The organism is Pseudoduganella violacea (genome assembly GCF_014191875.1).
Lineage (GTDB): Bacteria > Pseudomonadota > Gammaproteobacteria > Burkholderiales > Burkholderiaceae_D > Rugamonas > Rugamonas violacea_A.
Genome location: NZ_JACHXD010000009.1, coordinates 223183 through 245063, shown reverse-complemented (window position 1 = coordinate 245063; position 21881 = coordinate 223183). Strand labels below are relative to the sequence as shown.

25 protein-coding genes and 1 tRNA gene are annotated in these 21881 nt (G+C 62.0%); 16 read left to right on the top strand and 10 right to left on the bottom strand.

Features of this window, described 5'->3' with window-relative positions; genetic code table 11:
• The first annotated feature begins 182 nt into the window (after positions 1-182).
• The 3 genes from trhP (at position 183) to FHS03_RS17140 (ending at position 2670) form a co-directional block, all read left to right on the top strand.
• Positions 183-1544, top strand: coding sequence for a prephenate-dependent tRNA uridine(34) hydroxylase TrhP (trhP, locus tag FHS03_RS17150; RefSeq protein WP_183442142.1), 1362 nt, complete (start codon positions 183-185; stop codon positions 1542-1544).
• A gap of 75 nt (positions 1545-1619) precedes the next feature.
• On the top strand, positions 1620-1898 hold the full coding sequence (locus FHS03_RS17145) for a LysR substrate-binding domain-containing protein (protein ID WP_183442140.1): 279 nt from the start codon (positions 1620-1622) through the stop codon (positions 1896-1898).
• 226 nt (positions 1899-2124) lie between these two features.
• Positions 2125-2670, top strand: a complete 546-nt coding sequence (locus FHS03_RS17140) for a PEP-CTERM sorting domain-containing protein (protein WP_183442138.1) — start codon at positions 2125-2127, stop codon at positions 2668-2670.
• Positions 2671-2721: 51 nt separating this feature from the next.
• Here the strand turns inward: FHS03_RS17140 and FHS03_RS17135 are convergent, their stop codons facing one another.
• Entirely contained in the window at positions 2722-3597 is an 876-nt protein-coding gene (locus tag FHS03_RS17135; RefSeq protein ID WP_183442136.1) for an SGNH/GDSL hydrolase family protein, read from the bottom strand.
• 11 nt (positions 3598-3608) lie between these two features.
• On the bottom strand, positions 3609-4058 hold the full coding sequence (locus tag FHS03_RS17130; RefSeq protein WP_183442135.1) for a cache domain-containing protein: 450 nt from the start codon (positions 4056-4058) through the stop codon (positions 3609-3611).
• 168 nt (positions 4059-4226) lie between these two features.
• Here FHS03_RS17130 and FHS03_RS28540 point away from each other — a divergent pair, with 168 nt between their 5' ends.
• Positions 4227-5465 carry a glycosyltransferase gene (locus FHS03_RS28540; protein ID WP_183442133.1) on the top strand — a complete coding sequence of 413 codons (1239 nt, stop codon included), beginning with the start codon at positions 4227-4229 and terminating at the stop codon, positions 5463-5465.
• Here FHS03_RS28540 and FHS03_RS17120 read toward each other — a convergent pair.
• Entirely contained in the window at positions 5417-6463 is a 1047-nt protein-coding gene (locus FHS03_RS17120) for an acyltransferase family protein (RefSeq protein ID WP_183442131.1), read from the bottom strand. The genes FHS03_RS28540 and FHS03_RS17120 overlap by 49 nt on opposite strands.
• Positions 6464-6667: 204 nt before the next feature.
• Between FHS03_RS17120 and FHS03_RS17115 the strand changes: the two genes are divergently transcribed.
• Positions 6668-7606: a hypothetical protein gene (locus tag FHS03_RS17115; protein ID WP_371871725.1), complete on the top strand. Its 939-nt coding sequence runs from the start codon at positions 6668-6670 to the stop codon at positions 7604-7606.
• Here the strand turns inward: FHS03_RS17115 and FHS03_RS17110 are convergent.
• A complete protein-coding gene (locus FHS03_RS17110) occupies positions 7595-8347 on the bottom strand; it encodes a YoaK family protein (protein ID WP_183442129.1) in 753 nt (250 codons plus the stop codon). The genes FHS03_RS17115 and FHS03_RS17110 overlap by 12 nt on opposite strands.
• A 141-nt stretch (positions 8348-8488) precedes the next feature.
• Between FHS03_RS17110 and FHS03_RS17105 the strand changes: the two genes are divergently transcribed.
• From FHS03_RS17105 to FHS03_RS17095, 3 genes are all read left to right on the top strand, one after another.
• A tRNA-Phe gene (locus FHS03_RS17105) sits at positions 8489-8564 on the top strand.
• 135 nt (positions 8565-8699) lie between these two features.
• Positions 8700-10241 carry a phosphoethanolamine transferase gene (locus FHS03_RS28425; protein ID WP_183442126.1) on the top strand — a complete coding sequence of 514 codons (1542 nt, stop codon included), beginning with the start codon at positions 8700-8702 and terminating at the stop codon, positions 10239-10241.
• A 254-nt stretch (positions 10242-10495) separates the two neighbouring features.
• On the top strand, positions 10496-10912 hold the full coding sequence (locus FHS03_RS17095; protein ID WP_183442125.1) for a YidB family protein: 417 nt from the start codon (positions 10496-10498) through the stop codon (positions 10910-10912).
• Between the two features lie 45 nt (positions 10913-10957).
• On the opposite strand, the gene FHS03_RS17090 is transcribed toward FHS03_RS17095, so the two are convergent.
• Together FHS03_RS17090 and FHS03_RS17085 are read right to left on the bottom strand one after the other, a co-directional pair.
• Positions 10958-11623 (bottom strand): DNA-binding protein, encoded by a 666-nt coding sequence (locus FHS03_RS17090; protein ID WP_183442124.1) that lies wholly within the window; start codon positions 11621-11623, stop codon positions 10958-10960.
• A gap of 107 nt (positions 11624-11730) precedes the next feature.
• Complete coding sequence (locus FHS03_RS17085; RefSeq protein WP_183442122.1) at positions 11731-12276, bottom strand: DUF2058 domain-containing protein; 546 nt, start codon at positions 12274-12276, stop codon at positions 11731-11733.
• A gap of 177 nt (positions 12277-12453) precedes the next feature.
• On the opposite strand from FHS03_RS17085, the gene FHS03_RS17080 reads away from it, so the two are divergent.
• Positions 12454-13155: a hypothetical protein gene (locus FHS03_RS17080; protein WP_183442120.1), complete on the top strand. Its 702-nt coding sequence runs from the start codon at positions 12454-12456 to the stop codon at positions 13153-13155.
• Here FHS03_RS17080 and FHS03_RS17075 read toward each other — a convergent pair.
• Positions 13152-14003, bottom strand: coding sequence for a GNAT family N-acetyltransferase (locus FHS03_RS17075; RefSeq protein WP_183442119.1), 852 nt, complete (start codon positions 14001-14003; stop codon positions 13152-13154). The genes FHS03_RS17080 and FHS03_RS17075 overlap by 4 nt on opposite strands.
• Before the next feature lie 119 nt (positions 14004-14122).
• On the opposite strand from FHS03_RS17075, the gene FHS03_RS17070 reads away from it, so the two are divergent.
• The gene (locus FHS03_RS17070; protein WP_183442118.1) at positions 14123-14566 is read left to right on the top strand and encodes a nuclear transport factor 2 family protein; all 444 of its coding nucleotides are present in this window, start codon (positions 14123-14125) and stop codon (positions 14564-14566) included.
• A 28-nt stretch (positions 14567-14594) separates the two neighbouring features.
• On the opposite strand, the gene FHS03_RS17065 is transcribed toward FHS03_RS17070, so the two are convergent.
• Positions 14595-15311 (bottom strand): TetR/AcrR family transcriptional regulator, encoded by a 717-nt coding sequence (locus tag FHS03_RS17065; RefSeq protein ID WP_183442116.1) that lies wholly within the window; start codon positions 15309-15311, stop codon positions 14595-14597.
• On the opposite strand from FHS03_RS17065, the gene FHS03_RS17060 reads away from it, so the two are divergent.
• Together FHS03_RS17060 and FHS03_RS17055 are read left to right on the top strand one after the other, a co-directional pair.
• Positions 15252-15905, top strand: a complete 654-nt coding sequence (locus tag FHS03_RS17060; protein WP_183442114.1) for a CPBP family intramembrane glutamic endopeptidase — start codon at positions 15252-15254, stop codon at positions 15903-15905. The genes FHS03_RS17065 and FHS03_RS17060 overlap by 60 nt on opposite strands.
• Positions 15906-15981: 76 nt before the next feature.
• Complete coding sequence (locus FHS03_RS17055; protein ID WP_183442113.1) at positions 15982-17196, top strand: erythromycin esterase family protein; 1215 nt, start codon at positions 15982-15984, stop codon at positions 17194-17196.
• A gap of 8 nt (positions 17197-17204) precedes the next feature.
• Here the strand turns inward: FHS03_RS17055 and FHS03_RS17050 are convergent, their stop codons facing one another.
• Together FHS03_RS17050 and FHS03_RS17045 are read right to left on the bottom strand one after the other, a co-directional pair.
• Complete coding sequence (locus tag FHS03_RS17050) at positions 17205-17651, bottom strand: DUF411 domain-containing protein (protein WP_229426257.1); 447 nt, start codon at positions 17649-17651, stop codon at positions 17205-17207.
• A gap of 217 nt (positions 17652-17868) precedes the next feature.
• Positions 17869-18204, bottom strand: coding sequence for a hypothetical protein (locus tag FHS03_RS17045; RefSeq protein ID WP_183442110.1), 336 nt, complete (start codon positions 18202-18204; stop codon positions 17869-17871).
• A 196-nt stretch (positions 18205-18400) separates the two neighbouring features.
• On the opposite strand from FHS03_RS17045, the gene FHS03_RS17040 reads away from it, so the two are divergent.
• Genes FHS03_RS17040 through FHS03_RS17025 form a run of 4 tightly spaced genes read left to right on the top strand, consistent with a single transcriptional unit; the run spans position 18401 to position 21862 of the window.
• Positions 18401-19387, top strand: coding sequence for an alpha/beta fold hydrolase (locus FHS03_RS17040; RefSeq protein WP_183442109.1), 987 nt, complete (start codon positions 18401-18403; stop codon positions 19385-19387).
• 14 nt (positions 19388-19401) lie between these two features.
• Entirely contained in the window at positions 19402-20847 is a 1446-nt protein-coding gene (locus FHS03_RS17035) for a catalase (RefSeq protein ID WP_183442108.1), read from the top strand.
• A 32-nt stretch (positions 20848-20879) separates the two neighbouring features.
• Complete coding sequence (locus FHS03_RS17030) at positions 20880-21533, top strand: hydrolase (RefSeq protein WP_183442107.1); 654 nt, start codon at positions 20880-20882, stop codon at positions 21531-21533.
• A 56-nt stretch (positions 21534-21589) separates the two neighbouring features.
• Positions 21590-21862: a DUF1427 family protein gene (locus FHS03_RS17025; RefSeq protein ID WP_183442106.1), complete on the top strand. Its 273-nt coding sequence runs from the start codon at positions 21590-21592 to the stop codon at positions 21860-21862.
• The last annotated feature ends 19 nt before the right edge of the window (positions 21863-21881 follow it).

Genomic DNA, 21881 nt, shown 5'->3' with positions numbered 1-21881 from the left:
TCAATGAATTTCCGGCAATACTACATTATTAAAAATTACATCTGGGTATTTCCCACCGGACCGAAAGCACTATTTTTTCGCGCGCGAAAATAGTCCGGAATTAGCCGGGCATTTTTGATGTACATCAAGGATTTGCAGGAAGAGCCACCGTAAGATACGCGGTTTTGCCTGCCTTCCCCACCATGTCCCGCGCTCCCGAACTCCTCCTTCCCGCCGGCTCGCTGGCCAAGATGCACGCCGCCTTCGACTATGGCGCCGACGCCGTCTATGCCGGCCAGCCGCGCTACAGCCTGCGCGTGCGCAATAACGATTTTTCCACGCTGCAGGCGCTGCAGGAAGGCATCGAGGGCGCGCATGCGCGCGGCAAGCTGTTCTTCGTCGCCAGCAATATCTTCGCCCACAATTCCAAGCTCAAGACCTATCTGCGCGATATGGCACCGGTCATCGAGATGAAGCCGGACGCGCTGATCATGGCCGATCCCGGCCTGATCATGATGGTGCGCGACAAGTGGCCCGACGTGCCGGTCCACCTCTCGGTGCAGGCCAATGCCGTGAACTGGGCCGACGTCAAGTTCTGGCACCGCATGGGACTGACGCGCGTGATCCTGTCGCGTGAACTCTCGCTCGACGAGATCGAGGAAATCCGCCAGCAATGCCCGGAGATGGAACTCGAAGTCTTCGTCCACGGCGCGCTGTGCATCGCTTACTCGGGCCGCTGCCTGCTGTCGGGCTATTTCAACCACCGCGACCCGAACCAGGGCACCTGCACCAATTCCTGCCGCTGGGATTACAAGGTCAAGAACGCGGAAGAAGACGCCAGCGGCGACCTGAACGAGATGAAGGTGATCCAGTTCGACTTCAACCAGGCGCTCGATGAGGCCAACAGCCGTCCGCTCTCCGCGCTGGGCCAGCAACCGCGCCATCCGCTGGCCGACCGCCCTTACCTGATCGAGGAAGGCGGCCGTCCCGGCCAGATGATGCCGATCCTCGAAGACGAGCACGGCACTTACATCATGAATTCCAAGGACTTGCGCGCCGTCGAACACGTGGCGCGCCTGGTCAAGATCGGCGTCGATTCGCTCAAGGTCGAGGGCCGCACCAAGTCGCTGTACTACGCGGCGCGCACCGCCCAGGTCTACCGCCGCGCCATCGACGACGCCGTCGCGGGCCGTCCTTTCGACACCGGTCTGCTGGGCCAGCTGCAAGGCTTGGCGAACCGCGGCTATACCGACGGCTTCTACCAGCGCCACCACACCCAGGCGCACCAGAACTATATGCGCGGCGCCTCCGAAACCGACCGCAGCCAGTATGTGGGTGCGGTGCTCGGCGTGGAAAACGGCTGGGCGCGCGTCGATGTGAAGAACCGCTTCGCCGTCGGCGACCGCATCGAGGTGATGCACCCGAGCGGCAACCGCGACATCACGCTGACGCGCATGCTCAATGACGAGGGCGGCGAGATCCAGATCGCCCACGGCAGCGGCCATATCGTGCGCATCGAACTCGATCCCGCCCTCGACCGCGCGCTGCTGGCGCGCTACCTCTAAGGCGCCGGCCTCACAGGAAGGACAGCACCGCATCCAGGAACTCGCGCTCGCGTTCCACATTCGGCGGACTATTTCATGATCGCCGGCGCCCACCAGTGCACCGTGGCCGACCAGCTGATGAAGAAGGAAATCATCCTGCAAGGCATGGCCTGGGGCCATATGCCGCGCTTCCTGGTGGCGCAGGAATTGCGCGACGGCGCCCTGCTCTCGCTGGCCGGGTGCTATCTGCCGGGCAACGTGGAAGCGCTGGTGGCGGCGCGCCGCAGCGACCGCCCGCATGGGCCGGCGGCCCAGCGCTTGTGGGCGCATCTGCAGCAGGCCGCAGCGCAGCTGCGCCTGCCCGAGCCGCTTTAAGTTTCCGCTAAGCCATAATGCCGCGACAGCCTTATTCGCCCGCCAAATAAGGCGCGCCGCAAAATCGCTTCATTTGTGGCTTATCCGCCGCAAGCTGAGCAATATTGGTAGAACACCCAACACTTACAAAAAAAGCATGCAATAATTGAATCGCAGTTCTCAGCGTTTCCCGAGGGCTGTCTCCATCGCTTCTTCCCTTATCAATACTAAACGGAGCATAAAAAAGATGAGCATCGTAAAGTTCTTTAGGGTTGTACTTGCTGCGGGTATTCTGTTCGCTGGGCTGACCCAGGCCGCCCGCGCCGATATCAAAACTTTCACTGGCGATACGTCGACCGGTCCAACCTTCCACCGTCCCGTTGAATCGCTGCTGGGACTGTCGGCGGTCGGCACCAATGTGCGCTACGATTCCTTTGCCTTCACCGTATCGCAAAGCGGCACCTATACCTTCCTGACCACCGGTCTGTTCGACACCTTCCAACTGCTGTATGAAAACTCGTTCAACCCAGCCGACTCGCTGACCAACGCCATCGGCGCCAGCGACGATCTGCTGGGCCAGACCACCTCGGGCTTCTATGGCCCGCTGAGCGCTGGCGTGACCTACATCTTCGTCTCGACCGGTTTCGAGAACACGGATCATGGCCAATACAGCGTCACCATCGGCGGCCCTGGCCTGATCACCGCCGTGCCTGAGCCTGCCACCTACCTGATGCTGGGCCTGGGCCTGGCCGGCATCGCGCTGGCAAGCCGCCGCAAAAACCGCCAGGTTTAAGACTTCAGCCCGGCAAAACGAAAACGCCACCTTCGGGTGGCGTTTTACTTTTCAGATACGCCCCTGGAAGGCGGGCCAGGCGCGCAAAGCCTCCAGGAATTTCTGCGTGATGCGGGCAAAGCCGCCGGGTGTCGGGTGCAGTTCATTGGCCCAGTCGTGCGCGCCCAGCGTGCCCTGGGTTGGCACGTGAACGAAATTGGCGTGGCGCGTTTGCAATTCGTCCAGCAAGGCGGAGAACTGGCTCAGCAGCTCACGCACGATGAGCTGCCCGTCAGCCAGCGCTTCCCAGCCCCGGTCCAGCAAGCCCGGTTGCAGCCACGGTCCCGCGCCGCACACGCCCTTCCCATCCGGCAACGCGAAATCGTAGCTGTGCACGAAAATGGGAATGGCAGCATCGATGCGGTCGCGCGCCTGGGCCAGATCCTCGTAAGCGGCGCGCACCACGGCCAGCACGCCATCGACGCGCGGCTGCAGCAAGCCCTGGGCCGGGTCGCTGCCGGCGCTCACGGCATCGCGCACCCACAGGCGGAACTGGTCGCCGGCCAGATCGTTGCCGCCGCCCGAAAACAGGATGGCGTCGAAATGGCCATTCTGCGGATCGCGCAATTCGCGCAGCAGCTCGTGCAGCTTCTTTACGCCCAGCATGCTTTCGGCCGCCTCGCCATGGTGGGCCAGGGACAGGATTTCCGGCCCCTTCGGCACATTGCGCAGATGCGCGATCACATCGCTGGCGCCCGGAAACGGCAAGGGATAGTCGAACCAGCTGTCGCCCTGGGCGATCAGGTTCAGCGGCGGCGCCGTGCGCAAACCGGCGGGACCGGCCATGGCGTGCATGCGCTGGCGGTTGGCGATGCGGATCTGGTGTTCCTGGATGCGCTGTTCCTTGTCCTTTTCAATCGCGGCCTTGGCCTGTGCATAGTCAAGCATGCCCTCTCCGCTCAACGCTTGTAGACGCCGGCGCAGACCACGCTCTCATCGAGCTTCTCGCAATACATTTCCTTGGGCAGCACGCCCTTGGTGACGGGGTCGACAAACACATAGTTCTGCCAGAATTTGCCCTTGCTCTTGGCCAGCTCGACCCGCTCGCGCACATAGTAATTGCCCTCCACGTCGCGGATATCGATCAGGTTCTTGCCCACCAGTTTGGAATTCTGGCCGTGCGCCAGCACCTTGCCCTGCATGTCGTAGACCACCGGATACAGGTCGCCATGCACCCAGGCCGCATCCTTGGCGGTGATGGCCGACAGCGTACTGCCGGCATCCTTGCGCATGGCGGCGGTGACTTTTCCCACCAGCTGCTCGGCCTGCTGCCGGCTCGCATAGGTTTCCGCGGCATTCGCCTGGACGGCAGCACCGATAAAGGCCACGGCAAGAATCGCATATTTCATGATCGGCTCCTGGGTTTGAGATATGCCTACGATACGACGATTTGCCTTGCCCGCGCCACATCTTTTCTCGCAAAAAGAGTCCCCTGCAACGCCAACAGTATTATTGGCGTTTATATATGATGTAAAATACAATATCTTTTACGCAAGCAGTTCTCGCAAAAAATCTCCGTGTCTCGAATTCAAGTTATTCAAATCCACCCTTATGACCCCACTAGCTCTTATGTGGGTGGTATTGGAACTTATATTCGCGGCATAATTAAACATTCTCCTGAGGAGTGCGAAGTCAGTTATGTGGGCGTAAGCAGCAATCCCGCGCGCTACCCCGTAGGCCGCTGGCATAATATTGAAGTGGAAGGACGCAAACTGCGGTTTTTCCCGGTACTTTCCGCGGATCTACGCCGCCGTAAGCCCATTCCCCTATCTCTGCGATTTACGCTTGCCTTGCTGCGTTATCGAGCCTGCATCCAGCACGATAACACCGTGCTGATCTTTCACCGCATCGAACCCAGCCTGCCTTTCTTTGGCCGCGATTGCGCCCGTATTTTGTTTCTACATGGACATAATGGTAAGGATTTTTACAATCCGCAATCTGAAGTGAAGTGGTCGTATTTCCCGCGCCTGTATTTTTTGCTGGAAAAACGACTGATCGCCAAAATAGAGCGCGTTTTTATCGTGCGCAGCGATGCGATACCGGACTACCAGTCTCTTTATCCCCGCTTGCACGACCGCATCCATTTCATCCCGACCTGGGTGGACGATGACAACGCGGCAAGTCTTCCGGAAACCGAACAAGCGGGCTTGCGCACGCAGCTTGTGCAGCCACTCCAGTTTGCGTCCACCGGCAAACTGCTCTTGTTTGTCGGCCGCTTCGTATCGCAGAAAGATCCGCTGCTCTTGTTGCGGGCTTTTCAACGGCTGCGCCAGAGGCGCCCGGATGTGAATCTGGTGATGATAGGCAGCGGCGAGCTGGAAGGCGAAGTCCGCCAGTTCATCGCCGCACAGGGCTTATCGGCCGCGGTACGCATCCTTGGCCCCCAGCCGCACCAGCACATTCTGCGATGGATGAACGCCGCCGATTGCCTGTGCATGTCCTCCGCCTTTGAGGGCATGCCCGTGGTGATGGTGGAAGCTCTGCATTGCGGTCTGCCGGTCGTCAGCACCAAGGTCGGCGAGGCCGCCAGGCTGATCGGCAATGAGCAGGTGGGGCGCCTCGTCGAAGAGGCGACGCCAGCGGCATTAAGCCTGGGCATCGAGCAAGTGCTGGCCCAGGCCAGGGACCGTGATGCCTGCCGCCGGCAGGTATCTCCATACCGCGCGGCCAATGTGCTGCAAGCCCTGAATGTGCACCTGTACAGGAATCAGGCGGCAACGCCGAAACGTGGATCAGGTTTGGCCGACGCCTCATAACGCCGGCGGAACCATTGCACCATGGGGCGCTCGACCAGCAGGTAAACCACATAAGCAATGGCAACCGTTCCAACAAACACCACGATATAGCTGAGGTGAGCGCCCAGCACGCCATACAGGCCGCTACGCATGAGCACCTTCAACAACAAGCCCTGGACCTGCTCATGAATCAGGTAAAGCGTATACGAAGCATTGCCGATCCGTACCAATAAAGCGGGCGCAAAAAACGAGGCGCTGTTCTCCAGTTTGGCCATGCCCACCAGGAAGAAGGCAAAGCCGGCAATCAAAATCATGTAACCGAGCTGATGCGGCAAACCCTTGAGCGGCATGGCGATCGCCACCAGAATCAGCGCCAGCACGGTTTCCGCAACACCGTTACCAGCCTTGCGCGATAAATACCACGCGCCTATGCCAAACAAGAAATACAGATTATAGGCAGCGGTATACACATTCCACGCCGTCCGGTCATGCGCGCCGGGATGGTGGAAGAACAGCAAGGTCAGCGCCACGGTCACCGCCGCCAGAGCCATCCCGGCCCGCCGATTCCAGATCAGCACAGCGAACACGGCATAAAAAGCCAGTTCATGAAAGAGTGTCCAGGCCACCGTCAGCGGTGGCGCCCCCGGCGTAAAACGGATGAGGGTGATGGCGGTCAGCCAGTCCAGCCAGTTCGACGGTATTTTGGCATCGGTGCCAAAGCCCATCCAAACAATGATGGAAAATATCAGGGTATACAGCCAGTACAGCGGAATCAGACGGGTGAACCGTTTGTATACAAAGGTTCCCAGGGCGGCAGGCTGGCCTATATCTTTCGCGTGGGCCAGGAAAATCGTGAATCCGGATAATACAAAGAAAAATCTGTTTGCGCCAAGATATTGCGTAATTTCATAAAAAGCCGCGTTGCCGCCATAGCGCGGCAACGCCATGCTAATCGACAAGTGAAAGGCAGCCGCACATAGTGCCGCTATAGCGCGCGCCGCCTGAAAGTTCTTCAGCATGATAATAAGAGAAAATAAGGGTCAAAAATTTTGCAGATTGTACATTAATATCAATTAACCAATAAAGCAACTGAAGTTGGAAATACCCTGCCGATGCTACCTGTTGCGGGAATTACCATGCCTTATGCCGCCATTTGTGGAGCAGTCTGGCTTCTCCTCGCATTTCCGGCCCCAGCCTTGCCGCATGGGGATGAGCAGGTAATTGTGTCCAATACCCGTAATCCGGTCGACAAGTCCTACCGCAAAATGGTGCGCGGCATGGAGCGCTTCGCGCGCGAGCAGGCCCGGCTGGCACCTGGCGCCAGCCTGCGCTTTCGCCTGCTGCCGCGCCTACCGTCGGTGCGGCTCGACGACGTGGCGCTGCACATTGTCGGCGACACGCTGAGCCTGCCCGTGGCGCTGGCACCCGACCACAGCTTTACGCTGGAACGCAACGACGCCGCGCTGCGCGAAGACGCCGCCCTGATCGCCAACCGCAAGACCAGCAGCCTGACCTGGCGCGCCGACGTCCGCAGCCCCGGCGTGCCGGACGGCATGCGCCGCCTCGGCGATCTGCGGCTGGAATGCCTGGTTGGCATGGAAGCGGGACTGGTCTCGAACAATGCGCGCCTGTTCGCCTGGCTCAGCGACTGGCTCGCCAGCGGCGAGCGCGTATGCACGGCGGCGGACGGCAATTACCTGTTCTTCAGCGAGCGCCCGCTGTTCAGCGTGACGCTGCAAGCGGGCGCGCGCCGCGCCGTGCTGCCCTTCCGTCAGCAGTACGCGGGCGGCACGCAGGATGCCGCCACTCTGCCCTACTGCGATTGCCAGGTGCTGCTCGACCGCAGCTACTACGCGCCGCTGTGGGACGCCAGCTGGCCCGACGACACCTTGCTGTCCTTCGAATACATGGATGACCCGGCGCCACCCGCGGCATCGGCCGCGCCTGGCGCCCAGCCCGGCGACACGCGCGCCCAGCTGCGCGCCAGCCTGGGCCCCGCCACGGAAATCAGCTTCGACAGCGGCATGGAAGTCTGGCTGTACCCGCCGGCTACGTCCAAGCGGACGCGCCAAGCCCAGCCGCAAGCCCTGCTGCTGTTCGGCGCCGATGGCCACCTGCTGAAAAGCCGGCAACTGCCGGCGGCGGCCAGCTCAGCGCAATAAGGCCGCGCGCGCTTTCAGATCGTCGAGCACTGGCACGATGGCCATCAGCACCAGCAGCAGCGCCAATGGCACCGTCGCCAGATAGCCGATGCGCGCAAAGCCCAGCGCCCCGAGCAGACCGCCGCCAAAGAAAGCCAGCGCCAGCGCGCACAGCAAGCGTAGACGGGACCGGTTGGCCACGACTGGCGGCGCGGCCGCCTGCTGCGCATTCCAGTACACCGCCTTGCCCAGTTCGATGCCGATATCGGTGACGATGCCCGTGATATGGGTGGTGCGGATTTCCGCGCTCGACAGCTTGGTGATGACGGCGTTCTGCAAGCCCATCATGAAGCACAGCAGCATCACCGTGGCCGGCAACACCAGCACGTCGATATCGGCCAGCCAGGCCCCGAGCATGCCGAAGCACAGCAGCAGCAGCGCCTCCAGCAGCAGCGGAAAAGCATACTCGCCATGCATCTGCCGCCGCCGCGCGTAATTGATCATGATGGCGCAGCAAGCCGCCCCCGCGACAAAGGCCGCCAACGCGCCGCCGCCGGCCAGCACCAGGCTAAACGCGCCGATCGCCACATTGTCGGCCATGGCCGAGACGATGCCGGTCATATGCGAAGTGTACTGTCCAACCGCGACAAAGCCGCCCGCATTGGCCGCGCCCGCCACAAAGGCCAGCACCACGCCCAGCTGGCGGTTGCTGGCCGCGGCGCGCTGGCGGCCCGTCAGGCGGCGGGCGTAATTGATCGGCATGGCGGTGGTCGGCGCGGGGGCCGGGCAAGTGCTGGCATGGGGAAAATCTCTGGGGTGGAGGTCAAAATTTATACCTCCGGAAAAAATCCGTCAATCCAGGCTAGGCAAGCCGGGTTTCACCCTGCTATAATTGCGCGCCTTGGCCTGGTAGCTCAGTTGGTAGAGCAGAGGATTGAAAATCCTTGTGTCGGTGGTTCGATTCCGCCCCGGGCCACCAAGAATTTAGAAACGCCACCTTCGGGTGGCGTTTTTTGTTTTTGGACAGATTTTTTGCCTGGTCCGTTCTTCAGGATGGGGCGAGGGAGAAAATTGCTCAATTGCAATGATGTATAATTGCAATATTTGTGCAGAAGTGAGCATTGATTTGCTCGGATTGAAATTGAAAAAAATACTAGCTCCAGCGTATTACCTGATCGCCCTCCTCTTATCTTTCCTGGTCGTTCGCTCCTTTGGTTACCCTGCTAAGCTCAACAATGTTCTGAGCGTGCTTGGCCTGTTCCTCTTCTTGTTAGGCAGTTGTGTCGCTGGCTTGCGTTTTCTCTTGTTCGCGTGCGTGCTGCTACTCGGCTCTTACATACCGGTTGGATTGATATACGGCAAGCCCAACTTCCTAATTATCGCTTCTGTTTTGCAAACGAATTCGAGTGAATCCGTAGAGTTCATAAAGCAGATCCCCATTCGCAATCTTTTGCTTGCAGCCACCTTTATCCTGGCTTCCTGGCTTCTCATTTTCAAACTCAACTCTGATCGAATTGCCAAACGCCGACTCATAGCGGGCTGCTTACTGTTCACCCTATCATTTGCGTCCTACGCCAAGCTGTTTCGCTCTGATGCTGAGGCAAGGAAGGATATCCTTATCCTCGATTTGCCCCGCACGGTTGCTCGTGCTTTGGAGCAGTACCGGACAGAGGAGGCAAGTTTTCGGCTGGCACAGGTCCGCAATCCATGGGACATCCTCGGCGTGCACAGCAAGTACAAAAATTACGTGATCGTGATCGGCGAAAGTGTGCGCAAGGATTACATGTCGGCATATGGTTTTCAGCAAGATACGACACCATTCGCCGAACATGCCAATGGCTTGTTTATTGACGGCTTTATTTCGCCCGCAGGAAATACGCTGGCATCAGTACCCCGCATGCTGGCCGAACTAGATGGCGATAAAGTGCTTTATGGGAAAAATATCGTGGCCCTGGCTAAGCAAGCAGGTTTTAAAACGCACTGGTACTCAAACCAGGGCTATGTTGGCGAATACGATAGCCCTTCATCGCGAATTGCGGCCAGCGCAGACGATGTTTACTTTACCAAATGGGGCTCAAGTACATCCAAGAAAGTGGACGATTCGGCTTTACTGGAAAAATTGGCTGAAGGGGTCAAAGAAAAACAAACTGGAAGCCATCTATTCATTCTTCATCTGATGGGTTCCCATATGGCCTATTGCGACCGCGTACGCGGTGAGGAGGCACTATTCTCCGCACCCAGCCAGAACATGCGCTGCTATATGGGTTCCATTCGCAGAACGGATGCCATGCTCTCGCAAGTGCACGACATCTTAAAGAAAAGCAATGAAAGCTTTTCGATGATTTACCTGAGCGATCATGGCTTGCGGCATGAGGAAAAAGGGAGCGCCAACGAAACAGTTGTTCACGACGCGCAATTCAAACAGAACTACGCCGTGCCTTTCTTCATTCTCTCCAGCGACGCAGATCATCGGACCGTACTCAAAAAAGACATGTCAGGCTTCAACTTCGCCAGCGGGGCGGCAAACTGGATGGGCATCGATGTCAAAGGGAGACGCTCCTACGATTTCTTCAGCCACAGCGCGGACCAGAACATACGCGTCTTCAATGGCGATAACTATTGGCAATTCTCAGAATTGAAAGACGATCCCGTCTAAAGATTTCCTGTCGATGGCTTGCTTCCGCGCAGTCCACCAAGACTCCGAAAACGCCACCGTCTGGTGGCGTTTCTTTTTTGGACATTTCGACGACCAGCTCATCTACGTCAGGCCCCCGCTGTGTCGGCATCTGCCGTGTTCCGGTAATTAATCCCTGGAAATCGTAAAGCACCGGGATTTTTGGCCTACTATGGCAATAGACAGTGACCAGACGCGGCCATCGTGCCGCTTTCCAACCGGTATTGGAGGATGTGATGGGACTACTTGATCAACTGGCAGGGCAGGTGCTGGGTTCGCTCGGTTCGCAGCAGCAAGACCCGGTGCCGCAGGGGGATTTGCTGAACAGCGTGATGGGTTTGATCAATCAGGCGGGCGGTTTGCCGGGCTTGCTGCAACAGCTGCAGGCCAGCGGCTTGGGCGACCAGGTCGCGTCCTGGGTTGGCACGGGCGCGAACCAGCCGGTGTCCGGCGACCAGATCCGCGATGCGCTGGGGGCGGAGAATATCGCGCAGATTGCGCAGCAGGCGGGATTGCAGTCGGAACACGCCTCGACCGGCCTGGCCCAGCTGTTGCCGCAGATTATCGACACGCTGACGCCCGACGGCCAGGTGCCGCAGAACGAGCTGCTGACGCAGGGGCTGAGCCTGTTGCGCGGCAAACTCTTCGGCTGAGCATCGCCGGCGCGGCTGACGGCGGGGCCGCGCCGCGCGCAACGCTTAGGCGCGCGCCGGACGTCGCTCGGCGTGCAGCGCGTCGAGTTCGGCGCGCAGCGCCTTGACTTCGGCCGCGAAATTGTCGCGCGCGGTGGTGGCGCCCACCAAATCCATTTCGGCCGCCAGGCGGGCGTCGGATTCGGCGGCCAGCGCGGCCACATTGCGTTCGATCTGGGCGCGCAGGTCGTTCAATTGGCGGTCCTTGCCGTCGATGGCCAGCTGGTCTTTCGCTTTGCCGACCAGGGCGTCGGACGCGACCTGGCGCGCATCGCGCAGCTCGGTCGTCAGACGTTGGACTTCCTCGTCGCGCGCTGCCAGCACGGCTTGCGCCTCGTCGCGTTCGGCTTCGCTTTGCTGGCCCGATTGCAGCAGCGCTTGCAGATCGTTATCGGATTGGGCCAACGCGTCGCGCGCGCTGGCGCCCGCTTCTTCCGCATATTGCAGCGCCCAGTTGCCGAGGGCGGCCAACAGCGCCGGCGGCAACTCCGCCTTCGGCGCTTCCGGCTGGGCGCGGCCGGCGCGCCAGGCGCGCAGATGCGGGTGGATGGCGATGGGCGAGGCAGCGCCCAGAACTCCGCTCACGGCTTCGATCGTCACCTGCTGGCCTTCGTTCTCCAGGCCATTGGCTGCCGCGGCAACCTGCTCGAAAGTGAGTTCTTGACTTGCCATTGCTGTCTCCGATAAGGATGGGGTTATCATTGTTGCCAGTTTCGATTACGGGCAGCGAAACGCAATACGATACAGGATGAGCTTGCCTGACGGCAAGTGTCGAAGCCTTACCACATCAAATCGTCGGGGATCTTGTAGGCGGCGTAGGGATCGTCCTCATCGACTTCCGCGCTGACTTTTTTGACCTGCACCACCAGCGTGGCGTCGCGCTCGGCGATCTTCTCGGCGATGACTTTCGGCACCAGCTCATAGTTCTCGCCAAGGCAGACGATGGCCAGACGGCCCGCGATCAGGTGGGCCTGCACCTCGGCCGACACGTGGATGCGCTCGATCTTCGTGCCATAGGTGAAGTTGTAGGCGATGTCCTCGCCCTTGCCCTTGCTCTTGTTCTGGCGGTTCTGTTGCACCATCTGCACGATCTGCGCCATGATGGCTTTCTGGCTGGCGGCGGCGTCGCGCTGGGCGTTCATTTCGCGCGCGCGCTCGGCGTTCTTGCGCTGCATTTCCTGGGCCGCCAGGCGCGCTTCGTCCACGCTCTGGGTGCCGGTCTGGCGCTCGACCTTGCGCTGCTTGCTCTTATCCTGGTTGATCTTCTGGGCTTTTTTCTTGTCGGCCAGGCCAGCCTTCATGAGCTGTTCTTGCAGGGAAACCATGTTTCTACTCCGTGTGGGGAAAGCGCCAGCGATGGCGCAAAAGCGCAAGCATAGCAAACCCGGCCGGCGCGGCGAACCTTCACATCATCTAAAGATTGCCGGATTGACATTCCAAACCACGCAATTACACTGCATCGACCAAGCGGTGACAGCCTTCCATCCTACAGGAGCATGGCAATGCATAAAGCGATCGAGCGTGGTTTGCGCACTTACTTTTATCTCGGCATGGGCCTGCTGGTGCTGGCCGTCGTGCTGCTCGGCTTCCTGCCACGGCTGGACAAGGGACTGCTTCATCCCGAGCTGCCGCCGCCCTTCATCCTCTATCTCCACTCGGCCGTGTTCAGCGCCTGGGTCATTATTTTGATCGCGCAATCGCTGCTGGCGCGCAGCGCCAATGTGCAGCTGCACCGGCGCCTGGGCTGGAGCGGCGTGGCCGTGGGCGCGGTACTGCCCTTCCTCGGCATTGCCACCGCCCTCGTCATGCAGAAGTGGCGCGCGGCGCAGGGACCGGAGAATCCCGCCTTTCTCGCCGTCTCCTTCAACGATATGCTCAGCTTCGGCATCACCTTCGCGCTGGCCGTCTACTGGCGCAAGCGCATCGAATACCACCGCCGCCTGATGGTGATGGCCACCTGCTGCCTGAGCGTGGCCGCCATCGCGCGCTTCCCGGCGGGCTGGGTGCCGGCCGGCTGGTGGTATGCCGGCGTCGACCTGCTCATCATCCTCGGCGTGGCGCGCGACTGGCTGGTGCAAAAGCGCGTGCATGCAGTCTACCGCTACGGCCTGCCCTGCCTGGTCGTGGGCCAGCTGGCGGCCATGTATCTGTTTCTCGAAGCGCCGCCGGCCTGGATGAGCTTTACCAACAGCCTGGTGGCCTAACCGAGTTCCATGCTGGCGATGCCGTACTGCGGCGCCAGCTCCAGCGGCGGTTCCGCGCCGGCATACATGCGCGCCGCCTCGAACACCGGCTGCAGCCGGTGGCGCGCCGCCAGCGCCACGGCGGCCGGATTGGCTTCCGGCACGTCGATAAAGATCGGCATGTCCGGCGCCACCTGGCCTTGCAGCGCCAGGAAAAGCTGTTCCGCCAGCGCGGGCGTGTCGGCGAACAGCGGCGCGATCTTGTAGCCGTTGCGGCAGGGGCGCAGCACCGCATAACCGCGCAAGCCCTGCGCACCGACACTGCCGACCGCCTTGTGCTGCGGCTGGCTCAGCCACGCTTGCAGGAAGCGCTGGCGCTCCCCGCCAAAGCAGGCGCGGTCGTAGCGGCTGACCGCCGCCAGATCCTGCGCCGACAGGCGCACAATGTCTTCGGCCGCCAGCGCTTCGCCGCTGCCGCGTCCCTCATGGCGCACGTGGCGGTAGGCGGCGCGAAAGCCCGAGCGCGCATAATTGCCCTGCTGCGCCACCACGCCATCGAGGCCGATATTGCAGCCGTCGAGCCGCGCCATGGCGGCCTGCCACAGCGCCAATCCGTGACCCAGGCCGCGATAGGCGGGCTGGACGAGGTACAGGCCGATAAAACCGAAATTGCCGCCATAGCGCACGCAGGAAATGCCGGCCACGGCTTCACCGCGCAGCTCGCCGATCAGGAAGCCGCCCGGGTCGGCCGCGTGGAAACAGGCGGCGTCGTGCAGGCCGGGATTCCAGCCTTCGGCGGCGGCCCAGCCCAGCACGATGTCCAGCTCGGCCGCCTCGATTTGCCGGATGTTCAGGGATTTTTCCAGCATGAAGTCCTCCATTCCTTATCACAAGAAAAGTGGCTTGCAATCTGCTTGACATCGCCTGCCGCCGTATTAGGCTGAGTTGACCGGCTGGCGTCGGCTGGCCGGTCTACAGGAGGGATGCCATGAACGTACAAGAAAACAAAAAACTGGTAATGGAAGGCTACCAGTTATTCCAGGCCGGCGATATCCGCGCCCTGCTCAACCGCTATCACGACGATGCGGAATGGATCGGTCCGGAATCGGACTACCTGCCCTTTGCCGGCTGCTTCCACGGCAAGCAGGGCATTGCCCAGTTCTTCGTCAAGCTCGACGCCACGGTGCAGGCGCAGCGCTTCGAAGTCAAGGAAATGATCGCGGAGGGCGACACCGTGGTCGTCATGGGCGAATCGAGCTGGCTGACCAAGTCGACCGGCATCAGCTACGACAATCCCTGGGTCCATGTGTTCAAGATCCGTGACGGCAAGGTGGCCCGCTTCCAGGGCTATTGGGATACCTCGCCGGCCGAACACGCCCTGCATCCGGCCATGACCGGGGAGCAGGCAGGCGCCAAGCCGCTGCACCACTAAAACCCTGACGCAGGCCCGGCGCAAGGCATCAGGCGGCGCCGGGCACGCCTCCCGGGCCGCATTGCAGGGGCGCCAGAAAGCCGTGCAGCAGATGGGCCATCAACTCGTCCGCCGCAAAGGCCGGCGCCACATGCCAGAGCGATTGCGGGTCCAGCATATACACCTCGATGGCGCAGGCCAGTTGCAGCACGCCGAAGCGCAGCGCCGCCGCTGGCGCGGGGTGGGCAATTTCCGCCACATGGCGCAGCAACAGTTCCACGATACATTCGACATTCGCGCGCAGCAGGCGGCGCGCCTCGGCCACGAAAGCCTGGTCGCTATCGCCCTCGATAAAGCGGGTCAGCGCGCGCAGCAGTTGCGGGTGCTGGCGGTATTGCGCGAACAGCAGCGCCAGCAGCTCGCGCGCCGTGGCCGCGAGAGTCGCGCCCGGCATCAGCCGCGCCAGCTCGGCGCGGCGACTCTCATTGCTCTGGTCCAGCACCTGCAGAAAGGCGGCGCGCAGCAAGGCATTCTTGTCGGCGTAGCGGCGGTAGACGCTGGCCGGGGCCACGCCCGCCATTGCGGCGATGCGGGGAATCACGGCGCCATCGAGTCCGGCCTCGTCGAGCACGGCGATGGTGGCTTCCAGCAGGCGGGTGGCGGTGGCGCGGCTGCGCGCCTGGCCGTGGCGCGGTGCGGCATCGTCATGTGGTGGCTGCTGACGCTGGCGGCGCTGGCACTGGCCTGGCCGCTCGACCTGTTCCACCTGCCGCCCGCGCGCAGCGGCCTGGACTGGCTGGCAAATAGCCCCTGGGCGCGCGCGCTGGCCGCCGCCGTCCTGCTGCTGTATTTCGGACTGGCGCTGGCGCCCGCCCTGCACTGCCGCTGCCGCCCGCACCGGCGGCTGAAATACGCGCCAGCGGTGAGCTATCTGCACTTCCTGCTGCCGGTCTCGCCCCAGGAACGGCGCTGGTGGCTGCTGCTCAGCCTGACCGCCGGGGTCTGCGAGGAACTGATGTTCCGCGGCTTCCTGCTGCACTTTCTGACGGGGCAGATGGCGGGCGGCCTGTCCCTGACCCTGGCGGGCGCCTGGCTGCTGATCTCGCTGGCGTTCGGCCTCGGCCACTCATATCAGGGCGTGGCGGGCGTGCTGCGCACCACGCTGGCGGGGCTGATGTTCGGCCTGCTGGCCCTGCTCGCGGGCAGCCTGCTGCTGCCCATGCTGCTGCACGTGCTGATCGATGCGGCCGTGCTATGGCTCTATCACCCGCAGCAAGACCATCCCCAGGCGGCGGCGCGCCTGATTGCGGGCTGCAATCCGCGCCAAGCCTACGCGCCGGAGGAAATACCGGCCACCTAAGCTCCGACGCTTTGCTGTTGCATTGGCAAGAAATTGGTCTATGATTGGTACACACAATCCAAGCCATGGAGACCCCATGTTCGCTGCCCGATTCTGTCTCGCCCTTGCGGCGACGCTGGCCCTGCACGCCGGCGCCGCCGACCTGCCTCCCAGGCTGCAGCAATGGCCGGTCGCCAGCAGCGATCCCGCCCATGACGACTTCCGCGACTTGCAGCCCTTCGCCGACGCCATCGGCAATGCGCGCATCGTCGGCCTGGGCGAGCAAAACCACGGCGGCCGCGGCGAATTCCAGCTGAAACTGCGCCTGCTGCGCTTCCTGCACGAGCGCCTGGGCTTCGACGTGCTGATCCTGGAAAGCGGCTTCTTCGACGTCGGCCAGATCGCGCGGCGCATGGAACAGGGCGAGAAGCTCGACGATATGGCGCCCGGCAATATCTTCTTCATGTACGCCAACAGCGCGGAAGGGCGCGCCGTGCTGCACTATGTGCAGCAGCAAAAAAGCAGCGGCAAGCCGCTCGCCCTGGTCGGCTTCGACAGCCAGCACAGCGGCCTGCTGTCGCAAACCGAACTGCTCAAGCAGCTGCAAGCCTTCCTGCAGAAAAGCCAGCCGGCGCTGGCCAGCGGCAAGGACTGGGACGCATATGCCCAAGCCGCCCAGCCCCTGTTCGCCATGCAGCGCGCGGCGCCCCCGGCCGCCATCCAGGCCGGCTTCGAACGCCACCATGCCGCGCTCAGCAGCGTCCTGTGCGCCTCCAGCGAAACGGCCATCCGCAGCGCCGGATGGTGGTGCCAGGTGGTGAAAAGCGTGCAGGCGCAGGCGACTACCTACTGGAGCGGCAATATGAACTACCAGCGCGACAACCAGATGGGCGACAACGCCATCTGGCTGGCAGAGCGCCTCTTCCCCGGCAAGAAAGCCGTCGTGTGGGGCCACACCTTCCATATCGCGCGCGGCTTCGAACCGGCGCCCGGCATTTTGCAATCGGGCGAAGTCATGCACCGCCGTTGGGGCGCGCAATACAAGGCTGTGCAATTTAGCACCGCCGAAGGCCGATTCCTCGACTACACCAATATGCAGATCGGCAACGTGCCCGAGCCCGAACGCGGCAGCCTCGAATACCAGCTGGCGCGCGGCGCCAGCGCCCCCATCGTCGGCGTCACCAGCAGCAGCGTCGTCGACCTGCCCCAGTTCACCTTCGACTACGCCACCGAGCCGCTGGGCAAGCTGGGCCAGCACTGGGACGTGTTGTTCTTCGCGCGCGACATCGGTCCCGTCAAGATGAGCCGCTGAAACGCCGCTTAGACCACGCTGCGGAAGACCGTGCTGGCGCCATCTTTACGCACCAGCAGCACCTCATACTTATCGCGCCGGCCGCCGTAGGCCGGACCATCCATGCCCGGCGAACCGACCGGCATGCCCGGCACCGCCAGGCCCAGCGCCGCCGGCTTGGTCTGCAGCAGGCGCAGCACATCGCTGGCCGGGACATGGCCCTCGACCACATAGCCGCCCACCAGGGCCGTATGGCAGGAACCAAAGCGCGGCGCCAGGCCCAGGCGCGCGCGCGCCGCCTCATTACCCTCCTGATACACCTTCGCCTTAAAGCCGTTCTGCTCCATATGCGCGATCCAATCCTGGCAGCAGCCGCAGCGCGGATCCTTCCACACCTCGAACGCCACCGGCGCCCTCGTCGCCGCCCGCGCCAAAGGCAAAGCCGCCAGCGCCGCCAAACCGGCGCCTCGCAGCATCCAATCCCGTCGCGACCAAGCCATACCGCCTCCATTCCAAAGCAAAAAATTCATCTTACTTCAAGCCTACCGCTCCATCCTTTGATCTGCCTTAAGCAATGTCCAACCCTGGTGTCAGGCACTGGGGTAGGACATTGGCTGATCAAAATCAAAGAATGTCCGACTCTGGTGCCTGACACCAGGGTGGGACATTGTTTGATTTGGCGCAAACGGACGGTTATTTGTCGCGTCGGCCCAGGCATTCCTGGCGCAGCTCGTCGGGGGGCATTTGCGCAACTTGTTGCCGCATTTTCTCCAGGGTTTTCAAAAACTTGGGGTCGGCTTTCAGCTTGGCATAGGCGGCTGGGTCTTCGGCCGTCAGCATCTCCAGCTGTGCCTGGAGGCGCGCGGCTTGCTCCGGGTACTTTTCTGCGCACACCTGAGTAAATGCAATTATTAGGGGATAGAAGGGATTCGGCCCGCAGTTTTCGGCTCCGGGCGGACATTGGGTCGTGGCCGAGGCGCTTTGCAGCGCTACAAGGAGGGGCAATGCCAGCAGTATTTGGAATTTCATGGATTCTTCGCGACGATAAAAATAATGTGCGCCAGATTCTAGTGCAAAACGCGCGGTAAGCGCCGGCCTGTTGCGCGCGCCGCCTCCCTCGATCGAGGTAGGGCCGCTTCCCCCTTCCGGCCGATTCCAGCTCTCTTGCGCGTGGCTATTCTGTGCGCAGCTTGCGCTACTCCCTTCAACTCGTAGAAAGATAAAAATGACTGACTCGAATCAGCCAGTGGACAGCCGTCGCCGCAACGTTCTGATGGGCGCGGCGGCCGGCGCCGCCGTTGCCGTCAGTACGCCATTCGCCGCCAGCGCCGCGCCGGCCGCCAAGGCCAAGACTTCCGCCAACCTGAAAGGATCACAATATATGGGCACCATTACCACCCGCGACGGCGTTGAACTGTATTACAAGGACTGGGGTCCGCGTAACGGCCAGCCCATCGTCTTCAGCCACGGCTGGCCGCTGAATTCGGACAGCTGGGAATCGCAGATGATCTTCCTGGCGAGCCAGGGTTATCGCTGCATCGCGCACGACCGCCGCGGCCATGGCCGCTCCAGCCAGCCTTGGGATGGCAATGATATGGATCATTACGCCGACGACCTGGCCCAGGTGATCGAGCATCTGGACCTGAAAAACGCGGTGCTGTTCGGTTTCTCGACCGGCGGCGGCGAAGTGGCGCGCTATATCGGCCGCCATGGCAGCAAGCGCGTGGCGAAGGCTGGCTTGATCTCGGCCGTGCCGCCGCAGATGCTGAAAACGGCAAACAATCCGGGTGGCCTGCCGATGTCGGTGTTCGACGGCATCCGCGCCGGTTCGCTGGCCGACCGCGCCCAGCTCTATCTGGACATCGCCGGTGGCCCCTTCTTCGGCTTCAACCGTCCGGGCGCGAAAGTGTCGCAGGGCTTGATCAATTCCTGGTGGGCGCAGGGCATGCAGGCCGGCCATAAGAATACCTTCGACTGCATCAAGGCTTTCTCGGAAACCGATTTCACCGAAGACCTGAAAAAGATCGACGTGCCGACACTGATCGTGCACGGCGACGACGACCAGATCGTGCCGATCGACGCCGCCGGCCGCGCCGCCGCCAAGCTGGTGAAAAACGCCACCCTGCTGGTCTACCCGGGCGCGCCGCACGGCCTGACCGATACCCACAAGGACAAGCTGAACGCCGATATGCTGGCTTTCATCAAGAACTGAGCAAGGGCCAAGCAATGAGCAAGCTTTTGACCACGGCAGCCGGCGCGCCGGTTGCCGATAACCAGAACGTGCAGACGGCAGGCCCGCGTGGGCCGATGCTGCTGCAGGACGTCTGGCATCTGGAGAAGCTGGCGCACTTCCACCGCGAGGTGATTCCGGAGCGCCGCATGCACGCCAAGGGCTCGGGCGCTTTCGGCACCTTCACCGTCACCCAGGACATCACGCGCTTCAGCAAGGCGGCGCTGTTCTCCGCGGTGGGCAAGAAGACCGAAGTCTTCCTGCGCTTTTCCACGGTGGCGGGCGAGCGTGGCGCGGCCGACGCGGAACGCGATATCCGTGGCTTCGCCGTCAAGTTCTACACCGAGCAAGGCAACTGGGACGTGGTGGGCAATAACACGCCGGTGTTCTTCATGCGCGACCCGCTGAAGTTCCCTGACTTGAACCACGCCGTGAAGCGCGATCCGCGCACCAACCTGCGCAGCACCGAAAGCAACTGGGACTACTGGACCCTGCTGCCGGAAGCCCTGCACCAGGTGACGATCCTGATGAGCGAACGCGGCATCCCGGCTTCCTACCGCCATATGCACGGTTTCGGCAGCCATACCTTCAGCTTCATCAACGCGGCCAACGAGCGCTTCTGGGTCAAGTTCCACTTCCAGTGCCAGCAAGGCATCCGCAATCTGAGCGACGAGGAAGCGCAGGCCGTCATCGCGCGCGACCGCGAAAGCGCGCAGCGCGATCTGTACGAGAGCATCGAGCGCGGCGACTACCCGCGCTGGAAGCTGCAAGTGCAGGTGATGCCGGAAGCCGATGCTGCCAGCTACCGCTTCAACCCCTTCGATCTGACCAAGGTCTGGCCGCACCAGGACTATCCGCTGATCGAGGTGGGCGTGCTGGAGCTGAACCGCAATCCGGACAACTACTTCGCCGACGTCGAGCAGGCCGCTTTCACGCCGGCCAATGTGGTGCCGGGCATCTCCTTCTCGCCCGACCGCATGCTGCAATCGCGCCTGTTTGCGTATGGCGACGCGCAGCGCTACCGCCTGGGCGTGAACCACCACCAGATTCCGGTGAACGCGCCGAAGTGTCCCTTCCACAGCTACCACCGCGACGGCGCCATGCGCAGCGACGGCAACCATGGCGGCAGCATCGGCTACGAGCCCAACTCCAAGGGCGAGTGGCAGCAGCAGCCATCGTTCGCCGAGCCGCCGCTGGCCCTGCAAGGCGACGCGGCCAACTGGGACCACCGCGCCGACGAGGACTATTACAGCCAGCCGCGCGCCCTGTTCCAGCTGATGACACAGGAACAGCGCCAGACCCTGTTCGACAACACCGCGCGCGCCCTGAACGGCGTGCCGCAACCTATCCAGCAAAGGCATATCGACAACTGCGCCAAGGCCGATGAAGCCTATGGCGCGGGCGTGCGCACCGCGCTGGAAAGCCAGCGCACCCTCTGGTAAGCCACCATTTTTCAACCGAAAGGATCAACACCATGACCATCAAAGCTACCCCAACCCCAGGCGCCCTGCTGCTGTCGCCGCAGGACCACACCCTGATCATGATCGACCACCAGTCGCAGATGGCTTTCGCCACCCATTCGATCGACGCCGTTGCGCTGCGCAATAACGCCGCCCTGGTGGCGCATGCCGCCGCCGGCTTCAAGGTATCGTCCATCGTCACCACCGTGGCCGAGAAGAGCTTCTCCGGCCCGGTCTTCGACGAAATCAAGGATGCTTTTCCGGGCGCTGAGATCACTGACCGTACTTCCATGAACACCTGGGAAGACGCCAACGTGATCGCCCGCGTCAACGCCATCGGCAAGAAGCGCATCGTACTGGCCGGCCTGTGGACTTCGGTTTGCATCGTCGGTCCGGCCCTGTCGGCCCTGGACCAGGGCTTCGAGGTGTACGTGATTTCGGACGCCTGCGGCGACGTCTCGGCCGAGGCGCACGACAGCGCCATGCAGCGCATGATCCAGGCTGGCGCGCGTCCTATGACCTCGCTGCAGTATCTGCTGGAACTGCAGCGCGACTGGGCGCGCACTGACAGCTATGAGCTGACCACCGGCATCGCCAAGAAATTCGGCGGCGCCTACGGCCTGGGCATCATCTACGCCCAGACCATGTTCCACGCCAAGGAAGGCTGATGCAAAGGGGCTGCGGCGGTGAAGGGCCGCAGCCTTTTTTACCCGGAACAACACCCATGAAAATATACATCGCATCCCTCGCCGCCGGCCTGCTGGTGGGTTTAATCTATGGCGTACTGAATGTGCGTTCGCCGGCACCGCCGGTGGTGGCCCTGGTCGGCCTGCTCGGCATCCTGCTGGGCGAGCAATTGCCGCCCCTGGTCAAGCAGTGGTTCAAGCCGCAGGACGGCCAGGTTTCCTGGTTCAGCGAACAAGTCAAACCGCATTGCTTCGGCGAGCTGCCGACGGCGGATAAAAAAACGGCGGACGACGCCCAGCGCTCGGCCTGAGCGCGCGCAAGCGGCATCG

What these genes read in the sequence shown, in the direction of transcription:
- FHS03_RS17050 (WP_229426257.1), bottom strand. Translation starts at nt 17,651, where the DNA reads ATGCTGCGAGGCGCCGGTTTGGCGGCGCTGGCGGCTTTGCCTTTGGCG.
- FHS03_RS17025 (WP_183442106.1), top strand. Translation starts at nt 21,590, where the DNA reads ATGAAAATATACATCGCATCCCTCGCCGCCGGCCTGCTGGTGGGTTTA.
- FHS03_RS17045 (WP_183442110.1), bottom strand. Translation starts at nt 18,204, where the DNA reads ATGAAATTCCAAATACTGCTGGCATTGCCCCTCCTTGTAGCGCTGCAA.
- FHS03_RS17060 (WP_183442114.1), top strand. Translation starts at nt 15,252, where the DNA reads ATGTGGTGGCTGCTGACGCTGGCGGCGCTGGCACTGGCCTGGCCGCTC.
- FHS03_RS17085 (WP_183442122.1), bottom strand. Translation starts at nt 12,276, where the DNA reads ATGGTTTCCCTGCAAGAACAGCTCATGAAGGCTGGCCTGGCCGACAAG.
- FHS03_RS17145 (WP_183442140.1), top strand. Translation starts at nt 1,620, where the DNA reads ATGATCGCCGGCGCCCACCAGTGCACCGTGGCCGACCAGCTGATGAAG.
- trhP (WP_183442142.1), top strand. Translation starts at nt 183, where the DNA reads ATGTCCCGCGCTCCCGAACTCCTCCTTCCCGCCGGCTCGCTGGCCAAG.
- FHS03_RS17095 (WP_183442125.1), top strand. Translation starts at nt 10,496, where the DNA reads ATGGGACTACTTGATCAACTGGCAGGGCAGGTGCTGGGTTCGCTCGGT.
- FHS03_RS17120 (WP_183442131.1), bottom strand. Translation starts at nt 6,463, where the DNA reads ATGCTGAAGAACTTTCAGGCGGCGCGCGCTATAGCGGCACTATGTGCG.
- FHS03_RS17040 (WP_183442109.1), top strand. Translation starts at nt 18,401, where the DNA reads ATGACTGACTCGAATCAGCCAGTGGACAGCCGTCGCCGCAACGTTCTG.
- FHS03_RS17075 (WP_183442119.1), bottom strand. Translation starts at nt 14,003, where the DNA reads ATGCTGGAAAAATCCCTGAACATCCGGCAAATCGAGGCGGCCGAGCTG.
- FHS03_RS17110 (WP_183442129.1), bottom strand. Translation starts at nt 8,347, where the DNA reads ATGCCGATCAATTACGCCCGCCGCCTGACGGGCCGCCAGCGCGCCGCG.
- FHS03_RS17080 (WP_183442120.1), top strand. Translation starts at nt 12,454, where the DNA reads ATGCATAAAGCGATCGAGCGTGGTTTGCGCACTTACTTTTATCTCGGC.
- FHS03_RS17140 (WP_183442138.1), top strand. Translation starts at nt 2,125, where the DNA reads ATGAGCATCGTAAAGTTCTTTAGGGTTGTACTTGCTGCGGGTATTCTG.
- FHS03_RS17135 (WP_183442136.1), bottom strand. Translation starts at nt 3,597, where the DNA reads ATGCTTGACTATGCACAGGCCAAGGCCGCGATTGAAAAGGACAAGGAA.
- FHS03_RS17030 (WP_183442107.1), top strand. Translation starts at nt 20,880, where the DNA reads ATGACCATCAAAGCTACCCCAACCCCAGGCGCCCTGCTGCTGTCGCCG.
- FHS03_RS17035 (WP_183442108.1), top strand. Translation starts at nt 19,402, where the DNA reads ATGAGCAAGCTTTTGACCACGGCAGCCGGCGCGCCGGTTGCCGATAAC.
- FHS03_RS17130 (WP_183442135.1), bottom strand. Translation starts at nt 4,058, where the DNA reads ATGAAATATGCGATTCTTGCCGTGGCCTTTATCGGTGCTGCCGTCCAG.
- FHS03_RS17090 (WP_183442124.1), bottom strand. Translation starts at nt 11,623, where the DNA reads ATGGCAAGTCAAGAACTCACTTTCGAGCAGGTTGCCGCGGCAGCCAAT.
- FHS03_RS17055 (WP_183442113.1), top strand. Translation starts at nt 15,982, where the DNA reads ATGTTCGCTGCCCGATTCTGTCTCGCCCTTGCGGCGACGCTGGCCCTG.
- FHS03_RS17070 (WP_183442118.1), top strand. Translation starts at nt 14,123, where the DNA reads ATGAACGTACAAGAAAACAAAAAACTGGTAATGGAAGGCTACCAGTTA.